The 26,788-nt window shown below is 34.2% G+C and carries 29 protein-coding genes; 16 read left to right on the top strand and 13 right to left on the bottom strand.

All coding sequences use genetic code 11. The features are described from left to right. The first annotated feature begins 19 nt into the window (after positions 1 to 19). The 4 genes from ACZZZI_RS00470 to ACZZZI_RS00455 all read left to right on the top strand — a co-directional run bounded on the left by ACZZZI_RS00470 (position 20) and on the right by ACZZZI_RS00455 (position 2,602). Entirely contained in the window at positions 20 to 1,366 is a 1,347-nt protein-coding gene (locus ACZZZI_RS00470; protein WP_316763902.1) for a DEAD/DEAH box helicase, read from the top strand. Further along, positions 1,366 to 1,638, top strand: coding sequence for a hypothetical protein (locus ACZZZI_RS00465; RefSeq protein ID WP_424057006.1), 273 nt, complete (start codon positions 1,366 to 1,368; stop codon positions 1,636 to 1,638). Before ACZZZI_RS00470 ends, ACZZZI_RS00465 begins: the two co-directional genes overlap by 1 nt. Positions 1,639 to 1,769: 131 nt before the next feature. Further along, entirely contained in the window at positions 1,770 to 2,105 is a 336-nt protein-coding gene (gene gldC, locus ACZZZI_RS00460) for a gliding motility protein GldC (protein WP_316763897.1), read from the top strand. A gap of 86 nt (positions 2,106 to 2,191) precedes the next feature. Beyond that, positions 2,192 to 2,602, top strand: a complete 411-nt coding sequence (locus tag ACZZZI_RS00455; protein ID WP_316763893.1) for a hypothetical protein — start codon at positions 2,192 to 2,194, stop codon at positions 2,600 to 2,602. On the opposite strand, the gene ACZZZI_RS00450 is transcribed toward ACZZZI_RS00455, so the two are convergent. The 9 genes from ACZZZI_RS00450 to ACZZZI_RS00410 form a co-directional block, all read right to left on the bottom strand. Further along, positions 2,592 to 3,095, bottom strand: coding sequence for a lipocalin family protein (locus ACZZZI_RS00450; protein ID WP_344766127.1), 504 nt, complete (start codon positions 3,093 to 3,095; stop codon positions 2,592 to 2,594). The two genes, ACZZZI_RS00455 and ACZZZI_RS00450, sit on opposite strands and share 11 nt — an antisense overlap. Positions 3,096 to 3,145: 50 nt before the next feature. Then, complete coding sequence (locus ACZZZI_RS00445; RefSeq protein ID WP_463488296.1) at positions 3,146 to 4,204, bottom strand: hypothetical protein; 1,059 nt, start codon at positions 4,202 to 4,204, stop codon at positions 3,146 to 3,148. Further along, on the bottom strand, positions 4,197 to 5,852 hold the full coding sequence (locus tag ACZZZI_RS00440; RefSeq protein ID WP_463488295.1) for an NAD(P)-binding protein: 1,656 nt from the start codon (positions 5,850 to 5,852) through the stop codon (positions 4,197 to 4,199). The genes ACZZZI_RS00445 and ACZZZI_RS00440 overlap by 8 nt, the downstream gene beginning before the upstream one ends. After that, positions 5,830 to 7,341, bottom strand: a complete 1,512-nt coding sequence (locus ACZZZI_RS00435) for a polyamine aminopropyltransferase (RefSeq protein ID WP_344766130.1) — start codon at positions 7,339 to 7,341, stop codon at positions 5,830 to 5,832. Before ACZZZI_RS00435 ends, ACZZZI_RS00440 begins: the two co-directional genes overlap by 23 nt. 1 nt (position 7,342) lies before the next feature. Then, positions 7,343 to 7,624 carry a DUF350 domain-containing protein gene (locus tag ACZZZI_RS00430; RefSeq protein ID WP_424057010.1) on the bottom strand — a complete coding sequence of 94 codons (282 nt, stop codon included), beginning with the start codon at positions 7,622 to 7,624 and terminating at the stop codon, positions 7,343 to 7,345. 123 nt (positions 7,625 to 7,747) lie between these two features. Then, a complete protein-coding gene (locus ACZZZI_RS00425; protein ID WP_463488294.1) occupies positions 7,748 to 9,064 on the bottom strand; it encodes a hypothetical protein in 1,317 nt (438 codons plus the stop codon). After that, complete coding sequence (locus ACZZZI_RS00420) at positions 9,064 to 9,417, bottom strand: S-adenosylmethionine decarboxylase family protein (protein WP_344766132.1); 354 nt, start codon at positions 9,415 to 9,417, stop codon at positions 9,064 to 9,066. Before ACZZZI_RS00420 ends, ACZZZI_RS00425 begins: the two co-directional genes overlap by 1 nt. A gap of 69 nt (positions 9,418 to 9,486) precedes the next feature. After that, positions 9,487 to 9,879: a cupin domain-containing protein gene (locus tag ACZZZI_RS00415; RefSeq protein ID WP_463488293.1), complete on the bottom strand. Its 393-nt coding sequence runs from the start codon at positions 9,877 to 9,879 to the stop codon at positions 9,487 to 9,489. An 18-nt stretch (positions 9,880 to 9,897) separates the two neighbouring features. Further along, the gene (locus ACZZZI_RS00410) at positions 9,898 to 10,377 is read right to left on the bottom strand and encodes a methylated-DNA--[protein]-cysteine S-methyltransferase (protein WP_424057012.1); all 480 of its coding nucleotides are present in this window, start codon (positions 10,375 to 10,377) and stop codon (positions 9,898 to 9,900) included. 251 nt (positions 10,378 to 10,628) lie between these two features. Between ACZZZI_RS00410 and ACZZZI_RS00405 the strand changes: the two genes are divergently transcribed. The 4 genes from ACZZZI_RS00405 to ACZZZI_RS00390 all read left to right on the top strand — a co-directional run bounded on the left by ACZZZI_RS00405 (position 10,629) and on the right by ACZZZI_RS00390 (position 13,862). Further along, positions 10,629 to 11,294: a heme exporter protein CcmB gene (locus ACZZZI_RS00405; protein ID WP_316763864.1), complete on the top strand. Its 666-nt coding sequence runs from the start codon at positions 10,629 to 10,631 to the stop codon at positions 11,292 to 11,294. A gap of 70 nt (positions 11,295 to 11,364) precedes the next feature. After that, positions 11,365 to 12,027, top strand: a complete 663-nt coding sequence (ccsA, locus tag ACZZZI_RS00400; protein WP_316763860.1) for a cytochrome c biogenesis protein CcsA — start codon at positions 11,365 to 11,367, stop codon at positions 12,025 to 12,027. Between the two features lie 61 nt (positions 12,028 to 12,088). Next, the gene (locus ACZZZI_RS00395) at positions 12,089 to 12,307 is read left to right on the top strand and encodes a CcmD family protein (protein WP_344766135.1); all 219 of its coding nucleotides are present in this window, start codon (positions 12,089 to 12,091) and stop codon (positions 12,305 to 12,307) included. Positions 12,308 to 12,440: 133 nt separating this feature from the next. Then, positions 12,441 to 13,862: a Glu/Leu/Phe/Val family dehydrogenase gene (locus ACZZZI_RS00390; RefSeq protein WP_316763855.1), complete on the top strand. Its 1,422-nt coding sequence runs from the start codon at positions 12,441 to 12,443 to the stop codon at positions 13,860 to 13,862. A 280-nt stretch (positions 13,863 to 14,142) separates the two neighbouring features. On the opposite strand, the gene ACZZZI_RS00385 is transcribed toward ACZZZI_RS00390, so the two are convergent. The 4 genes from ACZZZI_RS00385 to ACZZZI_RS00370 form a co-directional block, all read right to left on the bottom strand. Then, positions 14,143 to 15,753 carry a Na+/H+ antiporter gene (locus ACZZZI_RS00385; RefSeq protein ID WP_316763852.1) on the bottom strand — a complete coding sequence of 537 codons (1,611 nt, stop codon included), beginning with the start codon at positions 15,751 to 15,753 and terminating at the stop codon, positions 14,143 to 14,145. 74 nt (positions 15,754 to 15,827) lie between these two features. Next, entirely contained in the window at positions 15,828 to 17,168 is a 1,341-nt protein-coding gene (locus ACZZZI_RS00380) for a hypothetical protein (RefSeq protein WP_463488292.1), read from the bottom strand. Positions 17,169 to 17,243: 75 nt separating this feature from the next. Then, a complete protein-coding gene (locus ACZZZI_RS00375) occupies positions 17,244 to 19,307 on the bottom strand; it encodes a hypothetical protein (protein ID WP_463488291.1) in 2,064 nt (687 codons plus the stop codon). 62 nt (positions 19,308 to 19,369) lie between these two features. Beyond that, positions 19,370 to 20,050, bottom strand: a complete 681-nt coding sequence (locus ACZZZI_RS00370) for a hypothetical protein (protein WP_344766138.1) — start codon at positions 20,048 to 20,050, stop codon at positions 19,370 to 19,372. A gap of 266 nt (positions 20,051 to 20,316) precedes the next feature. Here ACZZZI_RS00370 and ACZZZI_RS00365 point away from each other — a divergent pair, with 266 nt between their 5' ends. The 8 genes from ACZZZI_RS00365 to ACZZZI_RS00330 all read left to right on the top strand — a co-directional run bounded on the left by ACZZZI_RS00365 (position 20,317) and on the right by ACZZZI_RS00330 (position 26,770). Further along, positions 20,317 to 20,751 (top strand): cytochrome c maturation protein CcmE domain-containing protein, encoded by a 435-nt coding sequence (locus ACZZZI_RS00365; protein WP_316763842.1) that lies wholly within the window; start codon positions 20,317 to 20,319, stop codon positions 20,749 to 20,751. A 5-nt stretch (positions 20,752 to 20,756) separates the two neighbouring features. Continuing rightward, positions 20,757 to 23,222 carry a heme lyase CcmF/NrfE family subunit gene (locus ACZZZI_RS00360; RefSeq protein ID WP_316763837.1) on the top strand — a complete coding sequence of 822 codons (2,466 nt, stop codon included), beginning with the start codon at positions 20,757 to 20,759 and terminating at the stop codon, positions 23,220 to 23,222. A 1-nt stretch (position 23,223) separates the two neighbouring features. Continuing rightward, positions 23,224 to 23,988 carry a Rossmann-like and DUF2520 domain-containing protein gene (locus tag ACZZZI_RS00355; protein ID WP_463488290.1) on the top strand — a complete coding sequence of 255 codons (765 nt, stop codon included), beginning with the start codon at positions 23,224 to 23,226 and terminating at the stop codon, positions 23,986 to 23,988. Between the two features lie 40 nt (positions 23,989 to 24,028). Continuing rightward, positions 24,029 to 24,361 carry a 2Fe-2S iron-sulfur cluster-binding protein gene (locus ACZZZI_RS00350; RefSeq protein WP_424057017.1) on the top strand — a complete coding sequence of 111 codons (333 nt, stop codon included), beginning with the start codon at positions 24,029 to 24,031 and terminating at the stop codon, positions 24,359 to 24,361. A 58-nt stretch (positions 24,362 to 24,419) separates the two neighbouring features. Beyond that, positions 24,420 to 24,665 carry a Fe-S cluster assembly protein IscX gene (gene iscX, locus ACZZZI_RS00345; protein ID WP_316763830.1) on the top strand — a complete coding sequence of 82 codons (246 nt, stop codon included), beginning with the start codon at positions 24,420 to 24,422 and terminating at the stop codon, positions 24,663 to 24,665. 77 nt (positions 24,666 to 24,742) lie between these two features. Then, entirely contained in the window at positions 24,743 to 25,270 is a 528-nt protein-coding gene (locus tag ACZZZI_RS00340) for a KdsC family phosphatase (protein ID WP_316763828.1), read from the top strand. Positions 25,271 to 25,441: 171 nt separating this feature from the next. After that, a complete protein-coding gene (locus ACZZZI_RS00335; RefSeq protein ID WP_424057018.1) occupies positions 25,442 to 26,272 on the top strand; it encodes a universal stress protein in 831 nt (276 codons plus the stop codon). Between the two features lie 108 nt (positions 26,273 to 26,380). After that, positions 26,381 to 26,770, top strand: a complete 390-nt coding sequence (locus ACZZZI_RS00330; protein WP_316763823.1) for a hypothetical protein — start codon at positions 26,381 to 26,383, stop codon at positions 26,768 to 26,770. Positions 26,771 to 26,788 lie beyond the last annotated feature (18 nt).

Genomic DNA, 26,788 nt, shown 5'->3' with positions numbered 1-26,788 from the left:
AAGCCTATCTTTGTGCGCTATGGCAAAATCGTTCGAAGAATTTAAGTTAAACAGGCAAATTTTAAATGCAGTTGCCGATGCAGGTTACACCGTTGCCACGCCGATACAAGAAAAAGCAATTGCGCCAGTATTATCTGGACAAGATATTTTCGGAATCGCAGAAACGGGAACAGGTAAAACCGCGGCTTTTGTTTTGCCGATTTTAATGCAATTAAAATATGCTCAGGGCGAAAATCCAAGGGCATTAATTTTATCGCCAACACGCGAATTGGCTATGCAAATTGCTGAGCAGGTAAAATTATTCTCTACTTATACAGACTTACGTTCGCTGGTAATTTTCGGCGGTATTGGTCCGAAAACACAAAAAGAACAGATTGCAAAAGGAGTAGATATTTTGATTGCTACGCCTGGAAGATTTCTGGATTTATACCTAGATGGTGATATTAACACACAGAGTTTAAAATTTTTAGTACTGGATGAGGCTGATAAAATGATGGATATGGGCTTTATTGGTTCGATTCATAGAATTTTAGAAATTGTGCCTCGTAAACGACAAAACTTGCTTTTTTCGGCTACTATGAGCGATTTGGTGCAAAAAATTGCTGGCGATTTCTTAAATAATCCATTGGTTATTGAGGCATCGACTCAGGCTACACCTGCAGCAAATGTTACTCAAGCCTTATATTACGTACCAAATTTTAAAACAAAAATAAATTTGCTGCAACATTTGTTGAAGAATGATGAGGCTTTTAGTCGCTTGATTATTTTTTGTAAAACAAAAACAGTTGCCGATAATATTTTCAGTTTTATTGAGCGTAGATATGGTTCGGAAAACGTTCGCGTTATCCATGCAAATAAAGGACAGAATACACGAATTAATTCGATTAATAGTTTTAAAGAAGGTAATATTCGGGTTTTAGTTGCTACCGATGTGGCGAGTAGAGGGATTGATGTGAGTGATGTTAGCCACGTAATTAACTTTGATGTGCCGATTATCATTGAAGATTATGTGCACAGAATAGGACGTACGGGTAGGGCTTTTGCCAAAGGCGATGCCATTACTTTTGCTACCGATGCAGAGAAATATTATATCCGCAAAATTGAAAAGTTAATACGCCAGTATATTCCAGTGGCCGAAATACCTGAAGGTGTTTACATTGATGAAACGCCTTATGAGGAACGCCAGCATATTGCGAAGGAAATCGATCTGCAGAAACGTAAGGAAGATCCTGAATTTAAAGGCGCTTTCCATGAGAAGAAACATGCTGCAGCGATAGAGAAAAAGGTAAGAGAAAAAGCCAAAGCAAAAGCTGGAAAGCAAATTAAATCGTTTAAAAAAGGAAAAAAATTCGATAAGAAAAAGTAATGAACTTAAGGATTACCCCTTTAAATATAGTTGGAGCAGTAGCGCTTGGCTTGGTTGTGGTTAATTTATTATCTGAAAAAGATAATACGCCCCGACATATTGATATGAGTGGTTTCTACCTTGTTATTTTAGGCTGTTTAATTTTGGTTACGTTTATTACCGATTTGATTTTCCGTTTTACATTAAAGGATTTAAAAAGAATTTGGATTGTTGAATCGATTTTTGTTGTGACTACCATAATTCTGATGTTGATTATTCAAAAATTAGCGTAATTAACAGGTAAAAAAAACGGTATAATCCTTTCATCTGAATAATTAATTCAAAAAATAATCATCTTTGCGGCGATAAAAATTAACGGTTGAAATCGGTCAAAACTACTCAATCGGCGAAATCAATTAAAAATATGAAAACAGCAGAAATAAAATTAACAGTTGAATTAGACGAGGCTAATAATCCAGATAATATTCTTTGGGAAAGTACAGATTCGGAAAATGCTGATAAAGTACCCGCAAAAGCCATGTTTCTTTCGGTTTGGGATCATAACTACAAAAACACGTTAAAAGTAGATCTTTGGACCAAAGATATGCCCGTTGATGAAATGAAACGTTTTTTCTATGAAACGTTACAAACGATGGGCGATAGCTTTTTGAAAGCAACTAACGAAACTTTAATTGTTGAAGATTTACGTGATTATTGTGCTCATTTTGCAGAGAAAATGGGTATTGTTGAGGGACAGTAGTTCGTTAGTCTTTAAAAAATGCCAAACAAATTAGTTAATATTTGTTTTTTCTAAACAACTAAACAACTAAACAACCAAAAAACAATATGTTAATACTAAATAAATTCAGGGCTTGGTTAGGTATTTTATTATGCGTAATAGCTAGTTTCTGTCCGATGTTAAAAGTGCCGATTAAAGGCAATTGGAACTTGTACCAGTCAGACGCTCGCTTGTTTATGATTACTTATGCGATTATCGTAATCGCTATTCTTTTGCTATTTATTAGAAAGATAGGCGCGTTTAAATTTATGAGCTTCGTAATGGCTATTTGGTATGCTTTAGCTGTTGTAGCAGTGTACTTTACGGCAAATAATTACACCAAATATGGCTTTGCCAATAAATTAATTGGCAAGGTTGTTCATTTTCAATGGGGCTGGATTGTATTTTTAGTTGGTGTTTTATTTATGCTTTTCAGTACAAAACGCGGAGAGAAAATTATAGCACAAACTAGTCTTTAAACTGCGCTGTAAGTTTATCAACTTCATAACCTTTAGCCTTGCAACGGGCAACTATTTCATCATGAGTTTTTTTCGGCATCGTTTGGTTACGACTCATAATGAATAGAAATTTATGATCTGGATGACCAACCACTACGTAAGAATAATCATTGGCCAATTCTATAATCCAATAATCAACTTTAATTGGCCATATAAACTGCGCTTGCAACTCGCCATTACTGCCATCTTCTAATGGAAACATTTTAGAGTTTCTCGAATAGATTTTCTCGTCTTTAGGTTTTTTGTAAGTGGTTAAAACATTGTAAAACCCCTCTTTATTAAGTGTGTATTTTGTTGTAGTTTCTCTACTGCCTTTATCAAAAATAGTAGGAATAGAGTATAATGAATACCAGGTGCCAGCATATTTTTTTAAATCTAACTTATCAACAGGTAAGTTTTTGTCAGCATGAAAAAAGCTGGTTAGAATTAATATAATGGTGCAAATCGTTTTCATAACATTAAAGGTTTAATGTTATTTACGCAACAACAGATTCATCGGTTTTACTAAAATTTATTTTTTGCCTTCCAGATAAAACCATCAAGCACATAATGAGTAGCTTGTGGTAATGCCAATAAGGGGATAAGTAAAGTAAGGAGCTCGCTGCCCATAACTTGTGGTAAACTGGCGAAAGGTTTAAATACAGATTGATGTTCTCTCCAAACTAATCCATCCCATAGCCCTTCTTCGAAATAGGCAAATAAAAATAAAATAACCAGAAAATAGAAAACTCCAAATTTTCCAAAACACAAATTTGTTAGTTTACTTCTTAAATTTGGATGAGCTAATTTTTTCTTTTCAAAAAACCAAATAAGAGCCATATAAGGAATGCCATGAGAGATAACATTTAAAGTAGTAAATGCCATATCGCCATTGAAATAAACAATACCAAAATACCAGGATAGAAGCGTACCAATTATAATAAGGTTTCTTGGGACATTGAAAGATTTTGTTTTTATCACTAATAAAAATTCTTTTATTGTGTAAACGGCGATAATTATTAAATAAACTACTGTTGTATATTTAATAATTATTTCGTTTTGAAACGAGAAGAAATCGCCCTCAATAAACCAATTGAAATTTCGAGCAGGAGTAAAGTGCCAAAATGTTAATGGATAAATCGTGGCTGCATAAATGGTTATTTTATCAATCACTTTAATCCATGAAGAATTTTTTTCATTTCTTGAATACAAGCTCATAAAACCATATTGCTGCCTAATAAAGTGATAAACAGCTAAATAAGCCAGGGTTCTCCAAAACCAAAGTGCATCGAAATGATACAGCATTACACCAATTATATAACAAACAATTGGGATTATTAGAAGCAGTGTACTATGTTTCTTTAAGGTAAGTGGATTGAAATAGGTTCGATAAAGTGTACTGTAAACATGTGCAACATCGATAAATACAATTAACAATACCCAATAAGCTAAAGGGATTCCAGCAGCATTTTGAAACTGGGCAGGAAAAAGTAAAACCAAAAACAACGACAAAAAAGCTGGCGATAATATGAAAATTATATCGCTCGTTCTGCCGTTTAGCCAAGGTTGATTCTGTTTATCCATTAGAATTTAAAGCTTGTTTTGCAGCATTAATTCCCTGATGGAAGGCTTCTTCGAAAATAGATATTCCGCTTAAATCAGTATGTGCAAAGAAAATTTTATCTGAAATTGGTTGTTTGGCTTTTTCTAAATACTCGCTCCAAATAAAGTTTTTTGTTGGTGCAATCATTCCGTGTCCCCAAATCCAAACATCTATATTTTCAATGGCTGCTGTAATGCTTGGGTGAATCATCTCTAGTTCTGGAATTATAATGTCTAACCATTGGTCGAAATCTCTTGTATAGGCGGCTAATCTAGCTATCGATGGCTCAAAATCACATAATGGTAAATAGTAAGTAAGTATTTTTTTGTCTTCAGAAAGTTTTAGGTGTTGTTGTGCTGAATTAACATAACCAACCGACGCCGTGTTATATGCAACATTATCCCAGCATAAAGGTATTCCTTTAGAATCTGGTAGCTCGTTAATTGTAATGTTTGCAACCAACCATGGAGAATAGCTAAACTGTTTATAATCAATCCCTCTGTTAAAATTTCTAAGCAAACGATTATTTACAAATTGCGGCGAACATAAAATTATTTTTTCTGACTGTATAGATTCGGTAATGCCATTTTGGGTAATAAAAACTATAGCATTTAAACTTCCGTCTGGATTCGGCTGAATGTCATAACATAAATTTGAAGTTTTAATATGACTTTGAAGATCCTTTTCCAATTGCTTCATAATCCAACCATTACCTTCGGGCCAGGTTAAGATTGCATTCTGTTCTGCATTGGCAGCTTTTCCTCTACGCGATGCAAAATAATGTAATCCAGCCCACGCTGATATTTTATCCATTTTCTGCCCGTAATCATCTTTACATGCATAGTTTAGGTACCATAACAGATATTTCGAATGATAACCTTTTGTTTTAAGATAACTTTCGAACGATATCTTATCTAGTTTTCTGTAGCTTTCATCATTAGAGGATGAATTTACTGGAATATTGAAAACATATTTTCCATCGTTTCCTTGCGTGTTTTTAAGTTTATCTACCTCTGATAAAAAATCGCGAATTTGTTTTTTATCATCAGCTGGAACACCAAAATCAGGAATTAAACCCTCCTGCCATTCCCCATTAATTAGTAAACGCTCTTCAGGATCGAATGTTAAATAATAGTCGTTATAGTAAGGTAAACCATTTTCGAAATGGGTAATTATATTTATCTCTTTAAGAAAATCGATAAATAATCTATCCTCATTATTGGCAATTGTAATATAATGGGCACCTAATGGGTAGGACGATATCTGATTGGTTCCAAAGTGAGCATTTCCTCCAGCATGATTTTCGAGTTCGAGAATTTCAAAATCAGATTCGCCATTTTGCTTTAACCACCTACCAGCTGATAAGCCAGAAATACCACTTCCGATAATTAAGGTTTTGACTTTCCTGGTTTTTGACGATGCTGGAATTTTTATTTTATCACGTAATATATGACCGGCTTTTGCATTAGCACCAAATAAATTCCCTTTAATATTGTACTTGTTAGGTTTTAGTTTTTTAAAACAACTGTTTAAAAAAATGCCACCAGTTATTAATCCAATCCTTAGAAGAAACGAACGCCTTTTTAAATAAGCAGAAAAATCATCTTTATAAAACGTTTGCCCACTCATCCTCAAAGTACTTTACCAGAATCTGGTTATTTAGTTTATTTATGTCAGTTTCAACCTTGCTCATATCTTTCGGAAAAAAAAGCATTAAGTCTAAACTTTCTTTCGACATGAATTTTAGTCCATGCAAATATTGTTGCGGTTTTTTGTAAACATTATCGGGCTCGGTTGCCATAATATAACCCCATTCGCCAAACGATGGAACATAATTATGATAGGGTATTGTTTTTAAACCTACACTTTCTAAGGTTTTATTAACAGTCCAGAAAGATTTCGGAGCAACGTAAGGCGAAGTAGATTGGATTACCATTAAACCTTTGGGGGCTAAGATGCCTTTAACTAAAGTGTAAAATGAATTGGTGTACAATTTACCTACAGCATAGTTAGAAGGATCTGGGAAATCTATCACAATGAAATCGAATTTTTTGCGCTGGGCTTTAATCCAGCTAAAGGCATCGGCATTAATAACCTTTACTTTTGGTGATAACAACGCATTTTTATTTAGACCCAGAAGAATCTTATTCGATTGAAAAAGCGTAGTCATGCCTTTATCCAAATCGACTAGAGTTACAGATTCAATATTAGGATACTTCAAAATTTCCCTAACTGCTAAACCATCACCGCCACCCATTACTAAAACATGTTTAGCAAAGGGAAGTGCTTGCAGGCCAGGGTGTACTAATGCTTCGTGATAACGATATTCATCATCTGAACTGAATTGAAGGTTCCCGTTGAGAAATAGTCGCAAAACTTTATTCTTTTTGGTTAAAATAATGCGCTGATAAGGTGTGCTTTTTGAGTAGATGATCGTATCGCTATAGGTTTGGCTTTCTGAAAAACTGGTAATTTTATCAGCATAAACAAATCCAATCAGCAAGGCAATTAAACTTAAAAATGATGCGCCTTGTAAATATTTCGATGCTTTAATTTCTTTTTTGAAGTTTAAACAAACAATTAATGCCACAGCAACATTTAGCATACCAAACATATATGCCGTTTTCACCAATCCCAGATGAGGGATTAAAAGAAGCGGAAATATCAGTGATGCGAGCAAAGCTCCAATATAGTCGAACGTAAAAACCTTTGATACTAAATCTTTAAATTCATAACGATCTTTTAAAATTCGCATAAGTAGTGGAATTTCTAGTCCAACAAGAATTCCTGTTAGACTTACAAATCCATAAAGTACGATTCTGAATGAGGCAATATTTTCAAAGACTAGAAACAGAACCGTTGAGCTGAAACCACCCACCAAGCCAACTAAAATTTCAATCTGAATGAACCAGGAAAGAATATTTTTTTCGAAATATTTAGAAATCCACGAGCCTATACCCATTGAGAATAGGTACACGCCAATTATTGTAGAAAATTGGGTTACAGAATCGCCAAGTAAATAACTAGCAAGTGTGCCAGCAATTAGCTCGTAAATTAAACCACAAGTTGCTACAACAAATACAGAAATTAATAAAAGAGCTGGAAGTTTTTTGTTCATTCTAACTGTGTATTGCCGAGCTAATGATAAGCGCTATTGCAATAATAAATGCTGCAAAAACTACTGCCAGAGCCATGTTTTGCTTTTCTAAAATTTCTTTCCAAAGATTTTCTGGCGTAATTTTTTCAATAACCCAGAATGCGAGAAAAAGTACAATTATCCCTATAACGGAATAAACCAAAGAGGCAATGATGTACTTGATGCTGATTAATTCATTTAAACTCATATTGTTTTTATTTATGATAAAATCTGTTGACGTGACCAGAGTTGGTTTTATTTCCATTGAACTCTGTATTTTTTTCTACGTTGTCTTTATAAAATGCCAAGCCAGTTAAGCCACTATAGCTATAATAACCAATAATAACTAGCAGAACAATGAGGTAATATTTAATAGGTTTTATATCCATTAATCTTCATTTACAAATGGTGAGTAATCACTATTATTCCATCTCCCTTTTTCAAATTTGCGCATTAAATACCAACAAATTGCTGGATAAATACAAAGGAGTAATATTGTTAAAAGCGTATTCCTCCACATGGTAACATTACTGGTTGCTTTTATATAAAGATTGTTTCGATAAACATCTCCAGAGGATGGATAAACATTTAAATGATATTTACCTCTAGGTATTTCGGATAAAAGAATTGTTTCTTTAGTTGAACCTTCACTCCACCTTTCTCCATCTTCATAACCATGATAAAATTCTATTCCTTTGCTTACTTCCCAGGTTCTATTATCTCCTTCGTTAACTAAAACAATTGTAGTTTCCAACCAATTATTATCTACTGCCGAAGCAATTTCAAATTCTATATTCGATGATTCGTCATCAATATAAAAAGATGGCGTAATAAATGATTTAAAAGAATCTCCTCCCGTTTTTTGATCATATACAATCAAAAAGTCGGAGTTAACTAATTCTTTGTTGGGTTTTATTATCCCAAACAGCAGATGCAATAACAACACAAGAACAATAGCTATCCCTGTAATTTTTAATGAAGAAGTCCATCTGTCGTATTCTTTAGAGGGTTGATTTGCACCGACTCCCACCTTTTCAGGGAGTAAGCTTAAGTCAATATTAAAGATGTTTGCAATTACCTGTGGTTCTAAATATTCGCCGATATAATAATCGGTTGAAAGATTAGTAGTACCCGTAATCTCCTTTACAACCATGTATGGCGGGGCAATATATTCTGTTGCATTAACCTTTTCGTTTACAACATCCCAATCCAATTCACCAAGCATAGAGGTTACTATAGGGCTGTACTTATTAAAAATGGTGTATTCAACATCATTATAGCCAACACTTACGCCATAAGAAATTGGTGTTTTGAAATTAGGTACAAACTTTTCTCCACCAATTAAATTCCAGTGTCCATCGAATTCAGAAAGTGTTACATAGCCTTTACTTTGGCTGGTTAAAATATACTCTCTCCAGCAGTAAATTGTGCCAACTTCCCTTTTTTCCAGATAGGCTACAACTTTAAATTCATTGTCGTGGATATTTGCGACGGAACCTAATTTTAATACAGGAGTTTTTTCGGGCTTTTTTAATTCTTTATTTAGCTTAGATAATTCGCTGCTGATGATTTGTAAATAAGAAAAGCAATATGAGCAGGTCGTAAATTTACTTCGGGGCGCATCATACAATACAATGCTTTCTTTGCAGATTGGACAATTAATTGTTTCTGATAGCTTAAAGAAAGGCTTAACTAAACTATCCATTAGCGAACAATTTCATTTTTTTGCAATTCCTTACCATCAAAAAAAGCCAATACCGATTTATAGATATTTTTAACTTTTTGCGTATTATCTTTTTGATAATTTGATAGAAAAATATCGAATGTGGCCAGTTTAAATTCGGGCCAGGTATGAATGGATAAATGAGATTCGGTTAAACAGATCACGGCAGTAAAGCCACCATTTTCAAAATCATGATAAACCTCTCCAACTTTTTCTAACTGATTTGATGTAATAAGTTCATCGAAAAGGTCTTTACAATCATAGAAAGAAGTTAATTGTTCCGCTTTATCAGAAGAGAATTCTGATAAAATGTGTAAACCTGGATTGTATTTCATTGGAGCGTTTGGTATAAGCCAAAAATATAAATTATTTTAAAGTTAAAAAGCTTATGAAATGAAATTAATTTATGGTGCTTTGTTTGCCTCGAAATAATCTTCAGCACCATCTTCTAAAGGAATATAAATCCTTTCCCATTCTTCACCCTCTATAATTTCCCAAGTATGGCCAGCACCTTGGGTATCATTTGCTATTAAAATAATTCCTGGTTCAATTATGAAAGTTTCTCCACTGGTAACCTGAAATTTTAATTTTCCTTTTAGGGTGATTACATATTGTCTTCTAGGTGCAGCGTGCGAAGTTTTTTGCAAAGAAATATCAGTTTGAGCAAAGAAATAATTGGCGTTAATATGTTGTCTAGTTGGAATTGTCCCTTTTTCAAATGAACAACCGTCGTTTTCGATATTGATTAATCTAACAGCTTTTAAATAATTTTTGGTATCGGCTTTTTCTGATGTCATCTTCAATATATATATATGTTAAAATTTAAGTTCTGTTTGGCCTTTTTGAGCAACTTCTCGCTCGTGTTGCAACAGCCACTGTTTTCTCCATAAGCCACCAGCATAGCCCACTAATTTACCGTTGCTACCAATAACCCTATGACAAGGAACCACAATGGCTATATCATTTTTGCCATTTGCTGCCGCAATGGCTCTAATCGCTAACGGATGATGTGCTGAAAATTTAGCATAAGAAGTGGTTTCGCCATACGCAATGGCCAATAAATTTTGCCAAACTTCCTGTTGAAATTCAGTCCCTTTTTGCTTGATCGGGAAATCGAAATGCTTTAAATTTCCTTTAAAATAATCGTTTAATTGCTGTGATACTTTTTTGGTTAGAACGTTCTCTGTTAAGTGATCAATGTTTTTTTCTGCAAAAGTTATGGAACACACGAATTCATCATCAGCTAAGATGGTCAATTTGCCAATCGGCGATTCAATAGTCGATGCGTAATCCATATAATTTATTTTTGCCACGGAAACACGGAGTTTACCAAAATAAAATGGAATCGTATTATATTTTTTAAAACAATATAAACGCCAAGTTTACGTGTATTCGGTGTTTCAGTGGCAAACTCATTTTTTGTCAACTCGATAAATTTTAACGGTAATCCGTGGCAAACTGTTTTGCTGCTTAAACTTTAGACAATATTACAACAATCCAACAATTTACCATCGCAATATTTACCAATAAAAGTATCTTTGCGGTTATGCAACTGGCCAAAGAGGTTAAATATTTAATCCATAAGGAAGTACTGTTAGAGTGGCGCTCCAAATATACCATCAATGGAGTATTGCTTTATGTAGTTTCTACTATTTTTACCTGCTATTTATCGTTTGTAAGTCTTGGCGATAAATTAACCTGGAATGCTTTATTCTGGGTAATTATGCTTTTTGCATCCATAAACGGTGTTTCTAAAAGTTTTCTGCAAGAAACCAAAGGTCAGCAATTATACAGTTATGTTTTAGCAAGCCCAGCTGCGGTATTAATATCGAAAACAGTTTATAATACCATATTAATGTTGGTTTTAACCACCATCGCATTAGGATTTTATACCTTGGTTTTCGATTCATTTACACCTCCAGATTTACTACTTTATTATGTTGCTGTAGTAATGGGGAGCATCAGTTTTTCTACGGTTTTCACTATGGTTTCAGCCATTGCAAGTAAAGCTGGTAACGGCGGAATGCTGATGGCAATTTTAAGTTTTCCAATTATCATTCCTGTACTTATTCTTTTAATAAAACTGGCCAAAAATGCAGTTGATGGTTTGCCATGGGAAAATAGTTATGATGAAATTGGCATGCTATTCCTGGTAAATGTATTAACCGTTGCAACCTCGTTGTTGCTATTTCCATATCTTTGGAGAGATTAATTAACGGGCGACGTAAAATGGATGATGGATCAAAACAATCAAATAACCAATAATAAAACAACAAAAAATAATGAATAAAACTTGGTGGAAAATTTTAGGTTCAGTCTTGGTAATCTATACTGCAATTGCAGGTTTATTACTTGGCGTTCCACGCTTACCTATTTTAAATGAATCAATCAGGAATTTATATTTCCACGTACCTATGTGGTTTGCCATGATTGTATTGTTTTCAATTTCTGTTTTTTACAGTATAAAGTCTTTAAGTTCGAAAAGTGAAATTGACGACATAAAAGCAGTAGAAAGTGTAAATGCTGGCATTATTTTCGGACTTCTGGGTTTGGTTACTGGAGCCATTTGGGCTAAATATACCTGGGGCCAGTTTTGGAGTTTCGATCCTAAACAAAATTTTGCAGCAATTTCTGTACTACTCTATTTTGCCTATCTAATTCTTCGCAATGCGATAGATGAGGAACAAAAAAGAGCTAAAATTTCTGCTATATATAACATCTTTGCCTTCCCGATGATGGTGGTTTTGCTTTTCGTTTTACCACGTTTAAAAGATTCTTTACATCCAGGTAATGGAGGTAATCCAGGTTTTAATAGTTACGATTTAGATAGCCGGATGCGTATGGTTTTTTACCCAGCATGCTTAGGTTGGATATTAATTGGTTACTGGGTTTACACCATCCGTTTCCGATTACGTTCAATAGAAAACAAACAACAACAAAATTAAAGCCGAAAGCTCGATGATTAAATCTCGGTTAACTAATCATTCAAAAAACTAAAAAAACGAAATGAAAAAGATACTTTTCTCCCTAATATTAATGCTTGCTACGGTACAATTATTTGCACAAGATAACGGCGTAGAAATGGCCGATAAGCTGCGTAGCGATGGTAAAATTTACGTAGTAGTTACCTGTATTGTTATAATTCTGGTTGGTTTATTGGCATATCTTTTCTCTATTGATAAAAGATTAAAAAAAATCGAAAAAGAAAACTCGACTAAAAACTAAGTTTAAACGTTTTAAACCTGTTTTTTGAACCAGAAACTGGTGGTGTTGGCTATACACTAAGTGTTTTTTCATTTGGATATATGCGGTTTTTTTAGGCAATTTTGCAGCATACTTAATTCATAAAAAATAAATAATGGCTAATCTAGCAGACGAGAACAAGTTTTTTGCAGATGTATGCAAGAACTTTGACAGTGCGGCTCAATTCACCAATCATCCAGAAGGTTTACTGAGCCAGATTAAAGCGTGTAACAGTGTGTATCGTTTTCAATTTCCAATTCGCAGAGGAAACGGTTTTGAAGTTATCGATGCATGGCGTGTAGAGCACTCGCATCACATGAGTCCAACTAAAGGCGGTATTCGCTACAGCGAAATGGTTAATGAGGATGAAGTGATGGCACTTGCAGCCTTAATGACATACAAATGTGCTATCGTAAACGTACCATTCGGAGGTGCAAAAGGTGGTATCAAAATCAATACTAAACAATATAGCGTAGCCGAGTTAGAAACAATCACTCGTCGTTACACTACAGAGTTAATTAAGAAAAATTTCATAGGTCCTGGTATCGATGTTCCTGCTCCAGATTATGGTTCGGGCGAACGCGAAATGAGCTGGATTGCAGATACATACATGACCATGAATCCTGGTCAATTAGATGCATTAGGTTGTGTAACTGGTAAGCCAATCGCTTTACACGGGATCCGCGGACGTAAAGAAGCTACTGGTCGTGGTGTTGCTTATGCAGTACGCGAATGTGTAGATGTTGCAGAAGATATGGCTAAAATCGGCTTAAAAGCTGGTTTAGGAGATAAAAGAGTAATCGTGCAAGGTTTAGGTAACGTAGGTTATCACTCCGCTAAATTCTTAGCAGAATTTGGTGCTACGATTGTTGGTTTGTGCGAGTACGAAGGTGCTATTTACAATGCTAATGGCTTAAATGTTGATGAGGTTTTTGCTCACCGTAAAAATACAGGTTCAATTTTAGGTTTCCCTGGTGCTACCGATTTCAAAAACTCAATGGAAGGTTTAGAGCAAGATTGCGATATTATCGTACCTGCGGCTTTAGAAAACCAATTTACAGAGCTTAACATTCGTAACATTAAAGCAAAAATTATTGCAGAGGGTGCAAACGGACCAACTACTCCAGAAGCTGAAGCTATTTTCACCGAAATGGGTGGAATCATTATTCCAGATATGTATTGCAATGCTGGTGGTGTTACCGTATCGTATTTCGAGTGGTTAAAAAACCTTTCTCACGTAGCATTCGGACGTATGGAAAACCGTTATGCGGCTAATTCAAACGCAAATTTAATTGCCACTTTAGAAAACTTAACAGGAAAAACTATTCTTCCAGAACACCGTTTAATGATTGTTAAAGGCGCATCTGAAATGGAATTGGTAAATTCTGGTTTAGAAGATACCATGATTCATTCGTACCACGAAATCCGTGAGACTTTGAAAAATAAGCCAGCTACACAAACTTTAAGAACTGCAGCTTTTGTTAATTCAATCGATAAAATTGCTGTTTCATATATGAACTTGGGCGTTTGGCCATAGTAAGCTGAAAGTCGAAAGACTAAAGCTTAAAGCGAAAAATCCTTGCAGATGAATAATTTGCAAGGATTTTTTATTTAGAAAATGTATGGTTCTGAGTTTTGTGGGGCAGGGTTGGCCCCGCTTTCGTTGCAATCTTTTGTTAATGTCAGTCTAAGCATGTCGAAGATCTGCATCAAAAGTATTTTCACTCCAATCGGGTTTAGGTACAATGGAAACTGCAAAACAACAAATTATCATTCGATCTATATCGATTTTGTCGTTAATCGACACATTTGGCTGTTTATTCGGAAGAAGAAACACTTAATTCCTCCAAATCCAATCTCCATTCTTCTTTCCTGATAATATCATCATCAAAGTTTTTATTTCTTTTCAAGTGATGTAGTTCATCACGTTGCACCTGAATTAATGCGAGTACAATTTCATGGTAAGCTTTTAAATCTTGCTTATCAATATCACCTTTTTTAAAGGCTTGTATGGTATCCTTTTTTTCAATTAAAGAATGCTGCAACTCTGCTTTTAAGTTCACCATCAATTCATTATGGGTACATTGATATTGGTAATCTGCTTTCAATTTATCTAAAGAAAGATCAATTAATTTTAATTTGATCTGGCTGGTTTGTTCCTGCTCAGAAAGTTTGCTTTTCGCTTCGGGTATATTTAATAACTTAATTACAAAAGGCAAGGTAAGCCCTTGAACAACCAGTGTAACAAATATTACAACAAAGGTTATAAACAAAATCAAATTCCTCAGCGGAAACGGTATCTGATCTGAAATCATTACTGGTATAGAAAGCGCCGCAGCTAGAGACACCACACCTCTCATGCCCGCATAAATAATAATTACAAACGAGTGCCAGGTCATATCCTTGTAGCGCTCTCTGGTTTTTTTATTAAACAACTGCGTTATTCGTGCCGTAGATACCAACCATAAAAAGCGAACTACAAGAGCTAAAATACTAATACCAACACCATAACCAATCGCTTTTGCAATAGGGTAGTTAGGGCCTAAGCCGTTTACAATGTCGGGTAATGCCAAGCCAATTAAAATAAATACTACACCATTAAGCATAAAGGTTAAAGAAGACCATACTGATACTGTCTTTATTCTCGATTGTGAAGTAAGAATTACATGTGATTGACTGGAAAGTAACAATCCCCCAGAAACAACAGCCATTACACCAGAAGCTTCAAAATGCTCTGCTACAACATACATAAAATAGGGTGTAAGCAGCGTTAAAACGGTATCAATATTATCTGTGGTTGGTAGCCAGCGGTGGATGGCATAAAATATTCCGCCAATGGCAAGGCCGATTAATATTCCCAAACCAGCAACCGATACAAAACTAACAGCTGCATCTTGCATAACAAATGTGCCACTTACAACAGTTGCCAAAGCAAATTTGAACACAATTAAACTGGATGCATCATTTACTAAGCTTTCGCCTTCTAAAAGTGCGGTAACTGTTTTAGGTATTTTTAAACCCTTTAAAACTGCTGCTGCCGCCACCGCATCTGGTGGAGAAACAATTCCACCCAACAAAAAACCAAGAGCCAAAGTAAAACCTGGTATAAATGCCACCGATGCGTAGGCAACTGCAACTGATGTAATGAAAACTAAACCCACTGCCATTAAAAATATGGCCCCTTTATATTCCCAAAAATCTTTCCATGACGTAAACCAGGCAGCTTCGTAAAGTAGGGGAGGTAAAAAAAGTAAGAAAACGATGTTCGGGTCTATTTTTAAGTTTGGCATTCCTGGAATAAATCCGATTGCCAAACCAGCTAAAACCAAAAATATTGGATAGGAAATTTTTATTTTCTGGCCAACCATAACCAGAAGTGTTACGCCAAGAAGTAGAACAAGAATTAAAATCAGGTTATCATGTAACATGCCGAAGAAATATTGTTTGTGGGTTTATGCACTAAATTTATTAAGAAATTTTGGATGTAGGGAGTAGATTAAGTTTACAAGCCTTTTAAAATTTGATAAAGTGAATTAATATCGTGATTTACAAAGCTTAAATTTCCTTTAATTCTAACTTTGCCGCGATTAATTGCTTCACCGTTAACCTCTAGTTGTTTCAAATTTTTTAAGTATGGTTTTAAAACAGGTAGATCCAACTGTCTATTCAACTTTGAGAAATTAATGTTCAATCCAAAAAAATCATCACTAGAAACTACAGATGGATTTAGAATAGCAGATTGCTTGGTGCTGAAAATTAATTGCTTTCCAGCTTCATTAGCAAAAACTTTATAAAGCGGGAATACAGATTTATTAATTGTTCCGCTATCTAAATGAATCACATTTTGTCGACTAAGATAATTTTTAAATCCAGCGACTGCATCGATGCTGAATATAAAATTTGGTATTTTTCGCTTCTGTAAAGTTACTTTTTCTACCTTTTCAAAATCATCATTGTAGTCGTAGCTAATAACAGAATCAAGTTGATTGGTGGTTCCTGTCCATTCAAAATCCACGTAGCCCTCATAATACTTAGCTAAACTATCACTTTCTAAAACTATAGTTTTTAGTTTTAAAGGTTTGTTTACGGCTTTAGCAAAATCAGCATTCAACCAAAAATTTACACTGCTTTCTACATTGAATTTTCTGTGTTTGGGTGTTTTAGATGGTACAATCGTTTCCAATAAAAACTCAAAACTAAATTTTACTGCACCATTTTCAAAATTGATTGAACCTTGGTTTTTGAGATTTTGAAAAGCAATATGTCCGGTAGCTTGGGCGATGTTTTTAAAATTACTTTCAACAATTTTGATTTGATTTTTCTGTTTTAAAATGTCGGTCAATACCGAATCGTAGTTTGCTACTTCGTTAGAAACAACTAAGGCTGCTGCATCGTTATTATAGAGAATTGTAATATTCCCTAATCTGGATTTTCCATAATTTAAGCCTTCCTTTTTAAAGAGTTGAAATTTCAATGTGCCTTTCAAAAAGTTCTCAAAATCCTTTAAATTATCTATCGCTAACCTGGAGAATAAAGCAGTTTTAGGCTGATTTCGAATGCTGTAAAAGTAAATGCTAGCTGGAATTTTCAATCCATGTTCAAACCCCTCGATTTTTGAAGCTTTATTTTGGTTTGAATCTGATTTCAGATAAAAACCTGGATGAGCCAATAGGTTTGTTGCCAAACTTTTATAAATCTCATCGGCACTAAATTTTATTAAAGCGGTAGTGTTTTTCGGTATTGAAATTTGATTGGCTTGATACTGTCTGTATTTAAAGGTGCCAACAAAAAAAATAAGCAGTGATAATAAAATCACTGCCGTTATTTTTAAAAAATTCTTCATCAAAATGTTTTTTTACCGCAGATAAACACAGATTTTCGTTTTGAATCTGTGTTTTATCTTTGGTTAGTAATTTTACTATTTCGCTGCATTCTCAATTAAAGAGAACAAATATTTCAAAGCATTTTCATGTCCGTTCGGAATTTCAGCGCTAATATCAGCAGAAACTACATTGCCTTTAATCGGATTAGATTTCATGTAAATGTTTCCCATTTTGCCTAAAGTTTCGTTAAACTTTTTAGCTGTTTCTTCACCACCAATTTCCGAATCAGGTACTTTGCCAACTAAATTTTTTGCATTAAACAAGAAACTAAAGTTGTTCTTTGCCAATAAATTTTTATGAGTTTTGCTAATAGCCGAGTTAAAACTGTTATTGCTAATGCTTTGCATTTCAGTTAATGAATTCCCGAAAAATACAATCCCATCTTTAATCATAAAATAAATATCTATCGGACTTTTCTTTTCTTCAATTTTATAAATACCGTTGTTCGTGCTAACATAATTCTTATTTATGCCGTATTTTATCAGCTTATTCATCAAGCGGGTGTCTTCTGATGAAAACATGAATAAGAAATCGGGCAATGTTTCTTTTTTCGTTTTTGTTACTTCTTTACGATTATAATCATCATCATACTCGTAAGTTGTATAAGTTACTTCTTTGCTATTTAAGCCGTTAATTACGAACAAAGCATCGCCTTTTACAACATTACTTACGGCTTCTTCATCCAATAAAAGCGAGAATAAATCAGAACCTAATTCAATTTCCTCATCCATTTTGCCGCCTAAAAATGAGCCATAAGTTTGCTTCAACAACTTAGGGAATTCTTCCAAATAAGCTTTTGTATCAATAGAATAACCCATAAAGCCTATTGCCTTTTCGCTATCTACATATTTCAGAAACTTTTTATTCAGTTTTCTATCCATAATTTTTTTGTAAGAATCAGCTTGTTCTTTTGCCAATTCTAAACCTGTAGAAATGCGGAAACTTGCTTTATCCATAAACAGTTTAGCATTTAAACTGCCATACCCTTTCATAATTCCAGCTTTGCCATAAGTGCCAAATTCTGGGGCAATTGAATTGTAAGCATCTTGCAAACTCGAGACCCAAATTTCTGCAATCGCTTTTTGATCTAAACTCGAAGTGTAAGATTTATTAGTCTCGATAGATTCGTAATTGGTGCTAAAAATCTTATCTGCTTGAATATTCATCCAAATAAAAGCCAATTGTTTTTTCTTTGCATCTTGTTCTGCTCTTTCTTTTTGATATTCATCATATCGTTCATCAGGATTTCCTGTTTGAGTCATCGCTTCAGCACCATCAACCACGTCAATTTCTTCTGCCATAGGCGCATCTGTAATTTCGACCTCGTTAATTTCTTCAATTTTTTTAACAGCAGGCTTTTTCTTCGCTGGTTTCTTTTTGCTTGATTTCTTAGAGGATGCCTTTTTTGTACTTGCCTTTTTTTGGTAAGCTTTGATATTCGGAGTGTATGGTTTTGATAAAACTGGCGGCGGTGGGGCTAAAACTACATCAACAACTTCATTCGGTTCTGTTGTGGTGGCATAAGTCGAGTCAATCGCTACAACTGCACTATCTGTTAGGTCATCATAATTATTTTGATACCTTATTTCTTTAATACCATAGCGGGCAGAATTAGCTGAATCAGCAAAAAATGAACTTCTTATACTTCCAGTTAGAAAGTAAAGCATATTATTATTCCACTTGATAATGCTTGTACTGTCAGACAAAATCATCGTTCTAATATCACCTTCGGTTTTAAATTTCTTTTCCTTCTCGTTAATTAGGCTTTCAAATTTTGTAGCATCCTTTAATGGAATTAAGAAGCAGTTATAGGTAATGCTATCGTTTAACTGATTAAAATAATACATATTCTTCTCCAGGTTAATCCCAAAATCTTCAATACTTGTAAAATTTTTATCGAGCGATTTTGAGGTTTCGGTTAGCAGCTTTTTACCAAGAAAAGATTCGTTAAAATCTTTAACGAACATCAGTTTAAATACATTATCACCCTTTATTGTGGCTACGGTAAATGCATTTGCTGGAATTTTTTTGACTAAATCTTGCGCCTTAGCTAATTTAAAGCTAAAAAGGAGAGAGAAAGCGATTAGAAGGTTTTTCATTTTATAGATATGTTTTTCAATGATGATTACATGATTTTTAACTATTTAAAATCATTACGGTTTTATTTAGATAGTTGTATTTGGTTGGAAACATTAATTTTTCCATTTATTAAATCCATAATACTGCTCTTTAGCATAACAGCTTTTTTAGACTTTGATACGTTTGATACTGGATTACTACTGCTTGTTACAGGAGATTCAAAACGATAAATACTTGTATAGGTTGCGGTATTAAAAACCGCTTTGTCCTGGCTTTTGAGTTTGTTAAACTCTGTTTTTGCTGTGCTAACAGCCTGGTATTTTCTGCTAAAGGTTTTCGTTGCTTTATTATAGCTGTAAGATGAGTTATTGGTGGCCTTAATTTTCTGTTGAGCCAAGATGTTCTTCGTAATGTTATTAATATTCGAAATATCTTTAAATGAAAAACTTATTGTAGCGATGTAATTATTAAAATCAGTACTGCTTTTAACATTGGATATACCTTCCGATTTTCGGAGATAAGCTACTGCCTCATTTAACTCCTGCTGAATTTTCTGTTTACTCGGAACTTTATAGCCCTGAACACTATCTAAAAGCATAACTGACGCTACTTTCGTTTTACTCTGACTTAAGTTTATAGTTAGAGTCACATCACCTGTTCCATCGTTTTTCATGTTAATTTCTTCAATAACTTGAAAACAAGAACTTAAAACAGGTATTAAAATAATAAATAATAAAAACTTACAGAGCTGCTTAAGCTTCATGCTAAAATCTAATTAAATCTACCGGGAATGTAAAAAAAGGAATGATTATCTGTCGCATCAAATTTAACATTTTAAGCCTATACTTTTAAGCTATTTTACATATAAACTACGTTTTTCTAAGAACGATTATAAATAGTCTCTAAAATTGATTTTTAATTCTATAAAAAATCAGCTATTTGTCAATATAAAGACAAGAAAAATGTAAAAGAATGTTCACTATGCCTATTTTTCTATCTTTGTTACCGACTTTTACAACTAATAGAAAAATGAAAAAAAGTGCAATAATTGGTTTGATTACCATTGCGATTTCAGTGGGAATCTTATTTAGCTTAAATGCGAATACGGATACTTATTCTAATTTCAAAGAAGCATCAACTTCTGGCAAAGAAGAGCACGTAATGGGCTATTGGGAAAAATCAATGGGCATTTACTATGATGCTGTAAAAGACGCCAATCATTTTGGCTTTCACATGAAAGATGAAAAAGGCGAAATTCGTGAAGTAATTTATAACGGAACTAAACCTCAGGATTTTGAAAAATCTGAGAAATTAGTGCTTATCGGTCAGATGAAGGGCGATAAATTCTATGCGTCGAAAATTTTGATGAAATGTCCATCTAAATACAACGATAACTTAGTTGAGATTAATAAAGATGGCAAGGTAGATACAGTGAACCAGAACGGCGAAAAAATATATAAATAATTTTAATGGATATTCAATTTGTAGGCGAGAGCTTGTTACCGGGTAAAATCGGACAGTTTTTTATTGTGTTGGCATTTAGTGCATCTTTACTATCAACAATTGCATATTTTTATGCCAGTCGCGAGAAAAATTTAGAGGATAAATCATGGAGAAACTTAGGCCGAGTTGGGTTTTTGGTTAACTGGGCTAGTATTATTGGTATCGGAGCCATCTTATTCTACTTAATTTTAGGTCATTATTTTGAATATTATTATGTTCAATCGCACTCTTCAAAGCAACTTCCAGTATATTATATTATATCAGCATTTTGGGAAGGACAAGAAGGTAGTTTTTGGCTATGGGCTTTCTGGCAATCGTTTTTAGGCGGCCTTTTAATATGGAAAGCTAAAACCTGGGAACGTCCTGTAATGACTGTTGTGGCATTCTCACAAGTGTTTTTAACATCGATGATGTTGGGTGTCGAGATTTTTGGCGAACGTATTGGTAGCTCTCCCTTTATCTTATTAAGAGATGCAATTGATTTAAAAGCGCAGGCGCCTGTTGTTTTTGCAAATCCAGAAAATTATAAAAACTACCTTAAGTTTATAACGGATGGTAAAGGATTAAATCCATTGTTGCAAAACTATTGGATGGTTATTCACCCGCCAACATTGTTTTTAGGTTTCGCCAGTATGGTTGTACCTTTTGCATACGGAATTGCAGGTTTATGGCAAAAAAGATATAAAGAGTGGATTAAGCCAGCTATGCCATGGACGCTTTTTGCCGTAATGGTTTTAGGTACAGGTATTATTATGGGTTCTTTCTGGGCTTATGAAGCGTTAAACTTTGGTGGTTTTTGGGCTTGGGATCCTGTAGAAAATGCATCACTCATTCCTTGGTTAACCTTAATTGGTGCTGTACACGTAATGATTGCCTATAAAAATACAGGTCATGCTTATTTTACCGCAATTGCATTAGTTTTCTTGAGTTTCTTACTGGTACTTTACGCATCTTTCTTAACGCGTAGTGGTATATTGGGAGATACTTCAGTTCACTCATTTACCGATATGGGTATGTTTGGACACCTGATTCTTTACAATGTTGTTTTTGCAGCTATTGCAGTGTTTTTACTTGTTATACGATGGAAAGAGCTTCCAATTACAACAAAAGATGAAGAAACTTACTCTCGTGAATTTTGGATGTTTATTGGGGCTTTAGTGGTTACCATTGCCTGCATTCAAGTTATATTTTCTACTTCGGTTCCAGTATTTAACAAAGCATTCGGAACGAATTTCTCGCCGCCAATTGATGCGGTTAAGTATTACAATCAATGGCAAGCGCCTTTTGCAGTATTAATTACGTTAATTTCAGGGTTTTCTCAATATTTAAAATACAAAAGAACGGACCCACGAAAATTTTATAGCAGTTTAGTTTCGGCTATATTATTTTCTATAATTTTAACAGCTGGTTTGGTTTATGTTGCAGAAATTTACACCAATACGATGTATATTTTGATGACTTTTAGTTGTCTTTTTGCAATTCTTTCTAATGCAAGTGTTTTATATCAGGCATTTGGTGGCAAAGCAAAATTAGCAGGTTCGGCCATTGCGCATATTGGTTTTGCATTTTTAATTTTGGGCGCACTTATATCAGCAGCTACAAGTAAGCCAATCTCAATCAATGCAAACAACTTCATCCCTGTTAAGGATTTCGAAAAAACAGAGAAACCTGGCGAAAATATTATGTTGTACAAAAACGAGCCTAAGAAAATGGGCAAGTACACGGTAACTTATGTTAGCGATACAACAGAAGCACCAAATACAATTTACACTTTAAACTTTAAGGTTTACAATGCAGATGGTAAACTTAAAGAAGATTTTAATCTACATCCTCACGTTCAGGATAACGATAAAATGGGTTTAATTGCTTCGCCAGATACAAAGCATTATTTAACTTATGATGTGTACACACATATTACCAGTGCAGCAATTAAAAAAGAAGCGCATGACGATCATGAAGGTCATTCTGATGATGAGAATTATAAAGCACCAAGGATAGTTAAAGTTGCAGTTGGCGATACCATACACACTTCGAGCGGTATTGTAACTGTACAGGCGTTAAATAATAAGCCTGTTGCAAAAGATTTAGCTTTGGCAAAAGGTGATTTTGCAGTGGGTTTACCATTAGAGATTAATGCAAGTGGAAAAATTTATAATACCGAGCCCCTTTTCTTAATTAAAGGAAATAATACTTTCGATTTTGCCCGTAAGATAGAAGAACTGGATTTAAAATTCAGATTTACAAAAGTATTACCTGATGAGAAAAAAGTTGAGCTTCAGATTTATGAAAAACCTCAGCAAGCTAAAGATTGGATTGTATTTAAAGCAATTGAATTCCCATTCATTAATTTATACTGGGCAGGTACAATTGTAATGGTTATTGGTTTCTTGTTCTCTATTTTCAGAAGAAGAAAAGAAGCTAAAACAGCATAAAATGAACATTGTTTTATTAGGTTCTGGAAACGTAGCAACACATTTGGCAATAGCATTAAAAGCTATTGGCGAAAACATTGTACAAGTTTTTAGTCCTAATTTGGAACATGCAAAGCAACTTGCTGCTAAATTAAATACGCAGGCCATTAACAATTTAGCAGAAATTAATAACCAGGCTGATTTATACATTATTTCTGTTAAAGATGATGCGATTGCAGAAGTTGTAAATGGTTTATCCAACGTTGATGGATTAGTTGTTCATACTTCTGGAACAACAGATATTAAAGTTATTTCATCCGTTTTAAAGAAAGCAGGTGTTTTTTATCCTTTGCAAACTTTTTCAAAGGCGAAAGAATTAAACTTTAATAATATTCCACTTTGTATAGAATCTACAGATGCCGAACAAGTTGAAATATTAAAAGTATTGGCGCATAAGCTAAGCAATAAGGTTTATGAGCTTGACGGTGAAAAACGAAAAATATTACATTTGGCAGCCGTTTTTGCCTGTAATTTTACGAATCATTTATATTCGATGGCGAATGAGCTATTGGTGAAAAATGATTTGGATTTTGATATCATCAGACCGTTAATTGCGGAAACGGCAAACAAAGTTTTAATCGATTTACCTGCAAATGTTCAAACTGGACCAGCAGTTAGAAACGATGAAAGTACAATGAATAAGCATTTAAGCATGCTAGCAGACCTGCCTGAATTGCAGGAAATTTATGAAACCTTAAGTAACAGCATTAAATTAGTACACAAATAGTACAATTGCGGCTTTTGCTTATTACTTTTGCAAAATAATTATGAGCATTTTTAAACTAAAAATAAATTTTGAAGAAGCAGATCACGAATCAATAGAATTGCCTATTGCTGCTGGTGAATCTGTTTTAGACGTTTGCCTGGATAACGGAATTGATTTGCAACATAACTGCGGTGGTGTTTGCGGCTGTAGTACTTGCCACGTGTACGTAACGAAGGGCATGGATAATATCGAAGAGATTTCTGATAAAGAAGAAGATTTTATCGATAGAGCTGTTCGCCCTAGAATTACTTCGCGTTTGGGTTGCCAATGCGTGGTTATTAATGGCGATATAGAAGTAACCATTCCTGATCAATCAGGCTTTATGGGGCACTAACTGTCGGGAGCTTTTAGTCAGAGTACGGAAATCAATTAACAATTAACAATAACAAAACATGAATAACGATAAATTCGCTTTACCTTTTTACTGGAACGATTATGAAGACATCGCAATGTCTTTATATGAGAAATTTGGTGATGATTTTAATGAAACTAAAATTTACCGTATTCGCTTTACCGAATTATTAGAGTGGGTTTTAGAATTGCCAAATTTTAAAGGAACTCGCGAACAAAGTAGCGAAGGCCATTTGGAACAAATTCAAACTGCCTGGTGCTACGAGTGGAGAGATAACCAAGATTAATTGGCAAGTTAAAAGTTGCATATTAGCGGTTTTTACATTTAAGCTTTTAAACTGATAATTCGCAACCTGTAACTAATATGTTTCTACAAAAGCTAAAAGATATTACCACTTTCATTTTTGATGTTGATGGTGTTTTAACAGATGGTTCTGTTCAGGTTACTGATATTGGCCAATCGTTACGCACTTTCAACATTAAAGATGGCTATGCTATGCAACTGGCGGTTAAACGTGGGTACAAGCTTTGCATTATTTCTGGAGGCGATGGAATTGCAATGGCTAAACGTTTTGCAAATCTTGGTATAACCGACGTTTTTTTAGGTGCTGGCGATAAAGTTGAAATCTTTAACAACTACCTTAAAAATAAAAATATTACCGCTGGTGAAGTGCTTTACATGGGCGATGATATTCCTGATTTAAAGGTGATGAAGTTAGTAGGGCTAGCAACTTGTCCTGCTGATGCAGTTGAGGAAATTAAGGCTATTTCTACTTTTATTTCCCCATATAATGGAGGGAAAACAGCTGTCAGAGATATTATTGAGAAGGTAATGAAAGTGCAGGGCAGGTGGCACGACGACAATCCAAATGCGGCCGATTCGGGAAAGTAGATTACTTGTTGAAGTCTAGTAAAATTCTAATCCCTCTCATTCACTGACAATATAAAATTATAATTTTCAGACATTAAAAATTTGCTATACATAAGATTATGTACGAAATTTACTTATTATTAATCAATCGATTGATTAATTTATATGTTTAGAAAATATTAAATTTAATATATGAGCACTTATCTTATCCCAGTAGATTTTTCGAAGACAGCAGAACATGCTGCTAAATATGCCGCAAAGTTAAGCAGAACTATGAGTGGCTATAAACTAATTTTGCTTAACGCTTATTACGTTTCTGAATATGAAACTATTCTTCCAACACTTGACTTTGTTATAACTACTGATGCACATATTGCAGAAGAAATTCATAATAGGTTAGAGGCTTTGGAGAAACTTAAACGTAAGCTGCTAGAAATTAATCCAGAAGCTGATATTGAAATTTCATTAACCAGGGAAACGATTCTAAGATCAATTGTAGAAAGGATCAATAAGGAAGAGATTGATTTAATAATTATTGGTAGCAATGGCAAAAAGGCGAAAGACGAAAGTGACATCGGTTCAAATGCGATCACAATTTCCAAAGCAAGCCCAGTTCCTGTTTTAGTTGTGCCGCCAAAGGCCGATTATCAATCTATTAGAAAAGTGATTCTGGCCTGCGATTTTAAAAAGGTAAAAGAGGTAATTCCGATGCATTCATTACGAAATATTTTAAGTAAACATGCAATCGAATTATTGGTATTAAATATCGATTCGAAAGATAATATTGATTCAGAAGAGCAACATTTCTTACATGATATGCTCAAAGATTTTTCTCCAGTTTACCATTATTCAGATCATCCAGATACGATAAAAGGCATTGTGAAATTTGCTAAAGCTGAAGAAGCACAGTTAATTATTGCGCTGCCAAAAAAATATAGCTTTTTCCAAAGTCTTCTGCACGAAAGTGTTTCTCACAAACTAACAATTAAATCTCATGTGCCTGTTTTGTTGTTAAAAGATTAAGGTTTGAAAAACTTTAACAATGCAACAAGTAAGTTACAGTTTGGTGTTAAACTATTAACTTTTTTAGCATTCAAACAAGTCTTAAAAAACAACTAAAAACAAAAAAACATGAAAAAATTAATGATGATTTGTGCTTTGTTATTTTCTGTAATAACTTATGCAAATGCACAACAAGGTGGTGGTCGTATGGGCGGAACACCTGAGGAACGAGCAAAAAGAAGTACCGACATGCTAGCTGAAAAATTAAAGCTTAGCGACGAACAAAAAACTAAAGTTTTAGCTATTTACACCGCTCAAGGTGCAGAAATGACTAAAGCAAGAGAAGCAGCTGGTGGCGATATGTCGGGCATGAGAGAGAAAATGACAAAAATGAACGATGAAACTAACACTAAAATTGATGCTGTTTTAACTGCAGAACAAAAACCAGCTTTTAAAACTTGGTTAGAAGAACGTAAAAAAGCAATGGAAGCCCGTATGAACGGAGGAGGTGGTAAATAATCCATTTCCAAATAATTA

The sequence above is a fragment of the Pedobacter sp. AC190 genome (assembly GCF_979258025.1).
Note: the sequence above shows the minus strand (reverse complement) of the source record. Positions and strands in the feature narration are given on the sequence as shown.

What these genes read in the sequence shown, in the direction of transcription:
- ACZZZI_RS00470 (WP_316763902.1), top strand. Translation starts at nt 20, where the DNA reads ATGGCAAAATCGTTCGAAGAATTTAAGTTAAACAGGCAAATTTTAAAT.
- ACZZZI_RS00465 (WP_424057006.1), top strand. Translation starts at nt 1,366, where the DNA reads ATGAACTTAAGGATTACCCCTTTAAATATAGTTGGAGCAGTAGCGCTT.
- gldC (WP_316763897.1), top strand. Translation starts at nt 1,770, where the DNA reads ATGAAAACAGCAGAAATAAAATTAACAGTTGAATTAGACGAGGCTAAT.
- ACZZZI_RS00455 (WP_316763893.1), top strand. Translation starts at nt 2,192, where the DNA reads ATGTTAATACTAAATAAATTCAGGGCTTGGTTAGGTATTTTATTATGC.
- ACZZZI_RS00450 (WP_344766127.1), bottom strand. Translation starts at nt 3,095, where the DNA reads ATGAAAACGATTTGCACCATTATATTAATTCTAACCAGCTTTTTTCAT.
- ACZZZI_RS00445 (WP_463488296.1), bottom strand. Translation starts at nt 4,204, where the DNA reads ATGGATAAACAGAATCAACCTTGGCTAAACGGCAGAACGAGCGATATA.
- ACZZZI_RS00440 (WP_463488295.1), bottom strand. Translation starts at nt 5,852, where the DNA reads ATGAGTGGGCAAACGTTTTATAAAGATGATTTTTCTGCTTATTTAAAA.
- ACZZZI_RS00435 (WP_344766130.1), bottom strand. Translation starts at nt 7,341, where the DNA reads ATGAACAAAAAACTTCCAGCTCTTTTATTAATTTCTGTATTTGTTGTA.
- ACZZZI_RS00430 (WP_424057010.1), bottom strand. Translation starts at nt 7,624, where the DNA reads ATGGAAATAAAACCAACTCTGGTCACGTCAACAGATTTTATCATAAAT.
- ACZZZI_RS00425 (WP_463488294.1), bottom strand. Translation starts at nt 9,064, where the DNA reads ATGGATAGTTTAGTTAAGCCTTTCTTTAAGCTATCAGAAACAATTAAT.
- ACZZZI_RS00420 (WP_344766132.1), bottom strand. Translation starts at nt 9,417, where the DNA reads ATGAAATACAATCCAGGTTTACACATTTTATCAGAATTCTCTTCTGAT.
- ACZZZI_RS00415 (WP_463488293.1), bottom strand. Translation starts at nt 9,879, where the DNA reads ATGACATCAGAAAAAGCCGATACCAAAAATTATTTAAAAGCTGTTAGA.
- ACZZZI_RS00410 (WP_424057012.1), bottom strand. Translation starts at nt 10,377, where the DNA reads ATGGATTACGCATCGACTATTGAATCGCCGATTGGCAAATTGACCATC.
- ACZZZI_RS00405 (WP_316763864.1), top strand. Translation starts at nt 10,629, where the DNA reads ATGCAACTGGCCAAAGAGGTTAAATATTTAATCCATAAGGAAGTACTG.
- ccsA (WP_316763860.1), top strand. Translation starts at nt 11,365, where the DNA reads ATGAATAAAACTTGGTGGAAAATTTTAGGTTCAGTCTTGGTAATCTAT.
- ACZZZI_RS00395 (WP_344766135.1), top strand. Translation starts at nt 12,089, where the DNA reads ATGAAAAAGATACTTTTCTCCCTAATATTAATGCTTGCTACGGTACAA.
- ACZZZI_RS00390 (WP_316763855.1), top strand. Translation starts at nt 12,441, where the DNA reads ATGGCTAATCTAGCAGACGAGAACAAGTTTTTTGCAGATGTATGCAAG.
- ACZZZI_RS00385 (WP_316763852.1), bottom strand. Translation starts at nt 15,753, where the DNA reads ATGTTACATGATAACCTGATTTTAATTCTTGTTCTACTTCTTGGCGTA.
- ACZZZI_RS00380 (WP_463488292.1), bottom strand. Translation starts at nt 17,168, where the DNA reads ATGAAGAATTTTTTAAAAATAACGGCAGTGATTTTATTATCACTGCTT.
- ACZZZI_RS00375 (WP_463488291.1), bottom strand. Translation starts at nt 19,307, where the DNA reads ATGAAAAACCTTCTAATCGCTTTCTCTCTCCTTTTTAGCTTTAAATTA.
- ACZZZI_RS00370 (WP_344766138.1), bottom strand. Translation starts at nt 20,050, where the DNA reads ATGAAGCTTAAGCAGCTCTGTAAGTTTTTATTATTTATTATTTTAATA.
- ACZZZI_RS00365 (WP_316763842.1), top strand. Translation starts at nt 20,317, where the DNA reads ATGAAAAAAAGTGCAATAATTGGTTTGATTACCATTGCGATTTCAGTG.
- ACZZZI_RS00360 (WP_316763837.1), top strand. Translation starts at nt 20,757, where the DNA reads ATGGATATTCAATTTGTAGGCGAGAGCTTGTTACCGGGTAAAATCGGA.
- ACZZZI_RS00355 (WP_463488290.1), top strand. Translation starts at nt 23,224, where the DNA reads ATGAACATTGTTTTATTAGGTTCTGGAAACGTAGCAACACATTTGGCA.
- ACZZZI_RS00350 (WP_424057017.1), top strand. Translation starts at nt 24,029, where the DNA reads ATGAGCATTTTTAAACTAAAAATAAATTTTGAAGAAGCAGATCACGAA.
- iscX (WP_316763830.1), top strand. Translation starts at nt 24,420, where the DNA reads ATGAATAACGATAAATTCGCTTTACCTTTTTACTGGAACGATTATGAA.
- ACZZZI_RS00340 (WP_316763828.1), top strand. Translation starts at nt 24,743, where the DNA reads ATGTTTCTACAAAAGCTAAAAGATATTACCACTTTCATTTTTGATGTT.
- ACZZZI_RS00335 (WP_424057018.1), top strand. Translation starts at nt 25,442, where the DNA reads ATGAGCACTTATCTTATCCCAGTAGATTTTTCGAAGACAGCAGAACAT.
- ACZZZI_RS00330 (WP_316763823.1), top strand. Translation starts at nt 26,381, where the DNA reads ATGAAAAAATTAATGATGATTTGTGCTTTGTTATTTTCTGTAATAACT.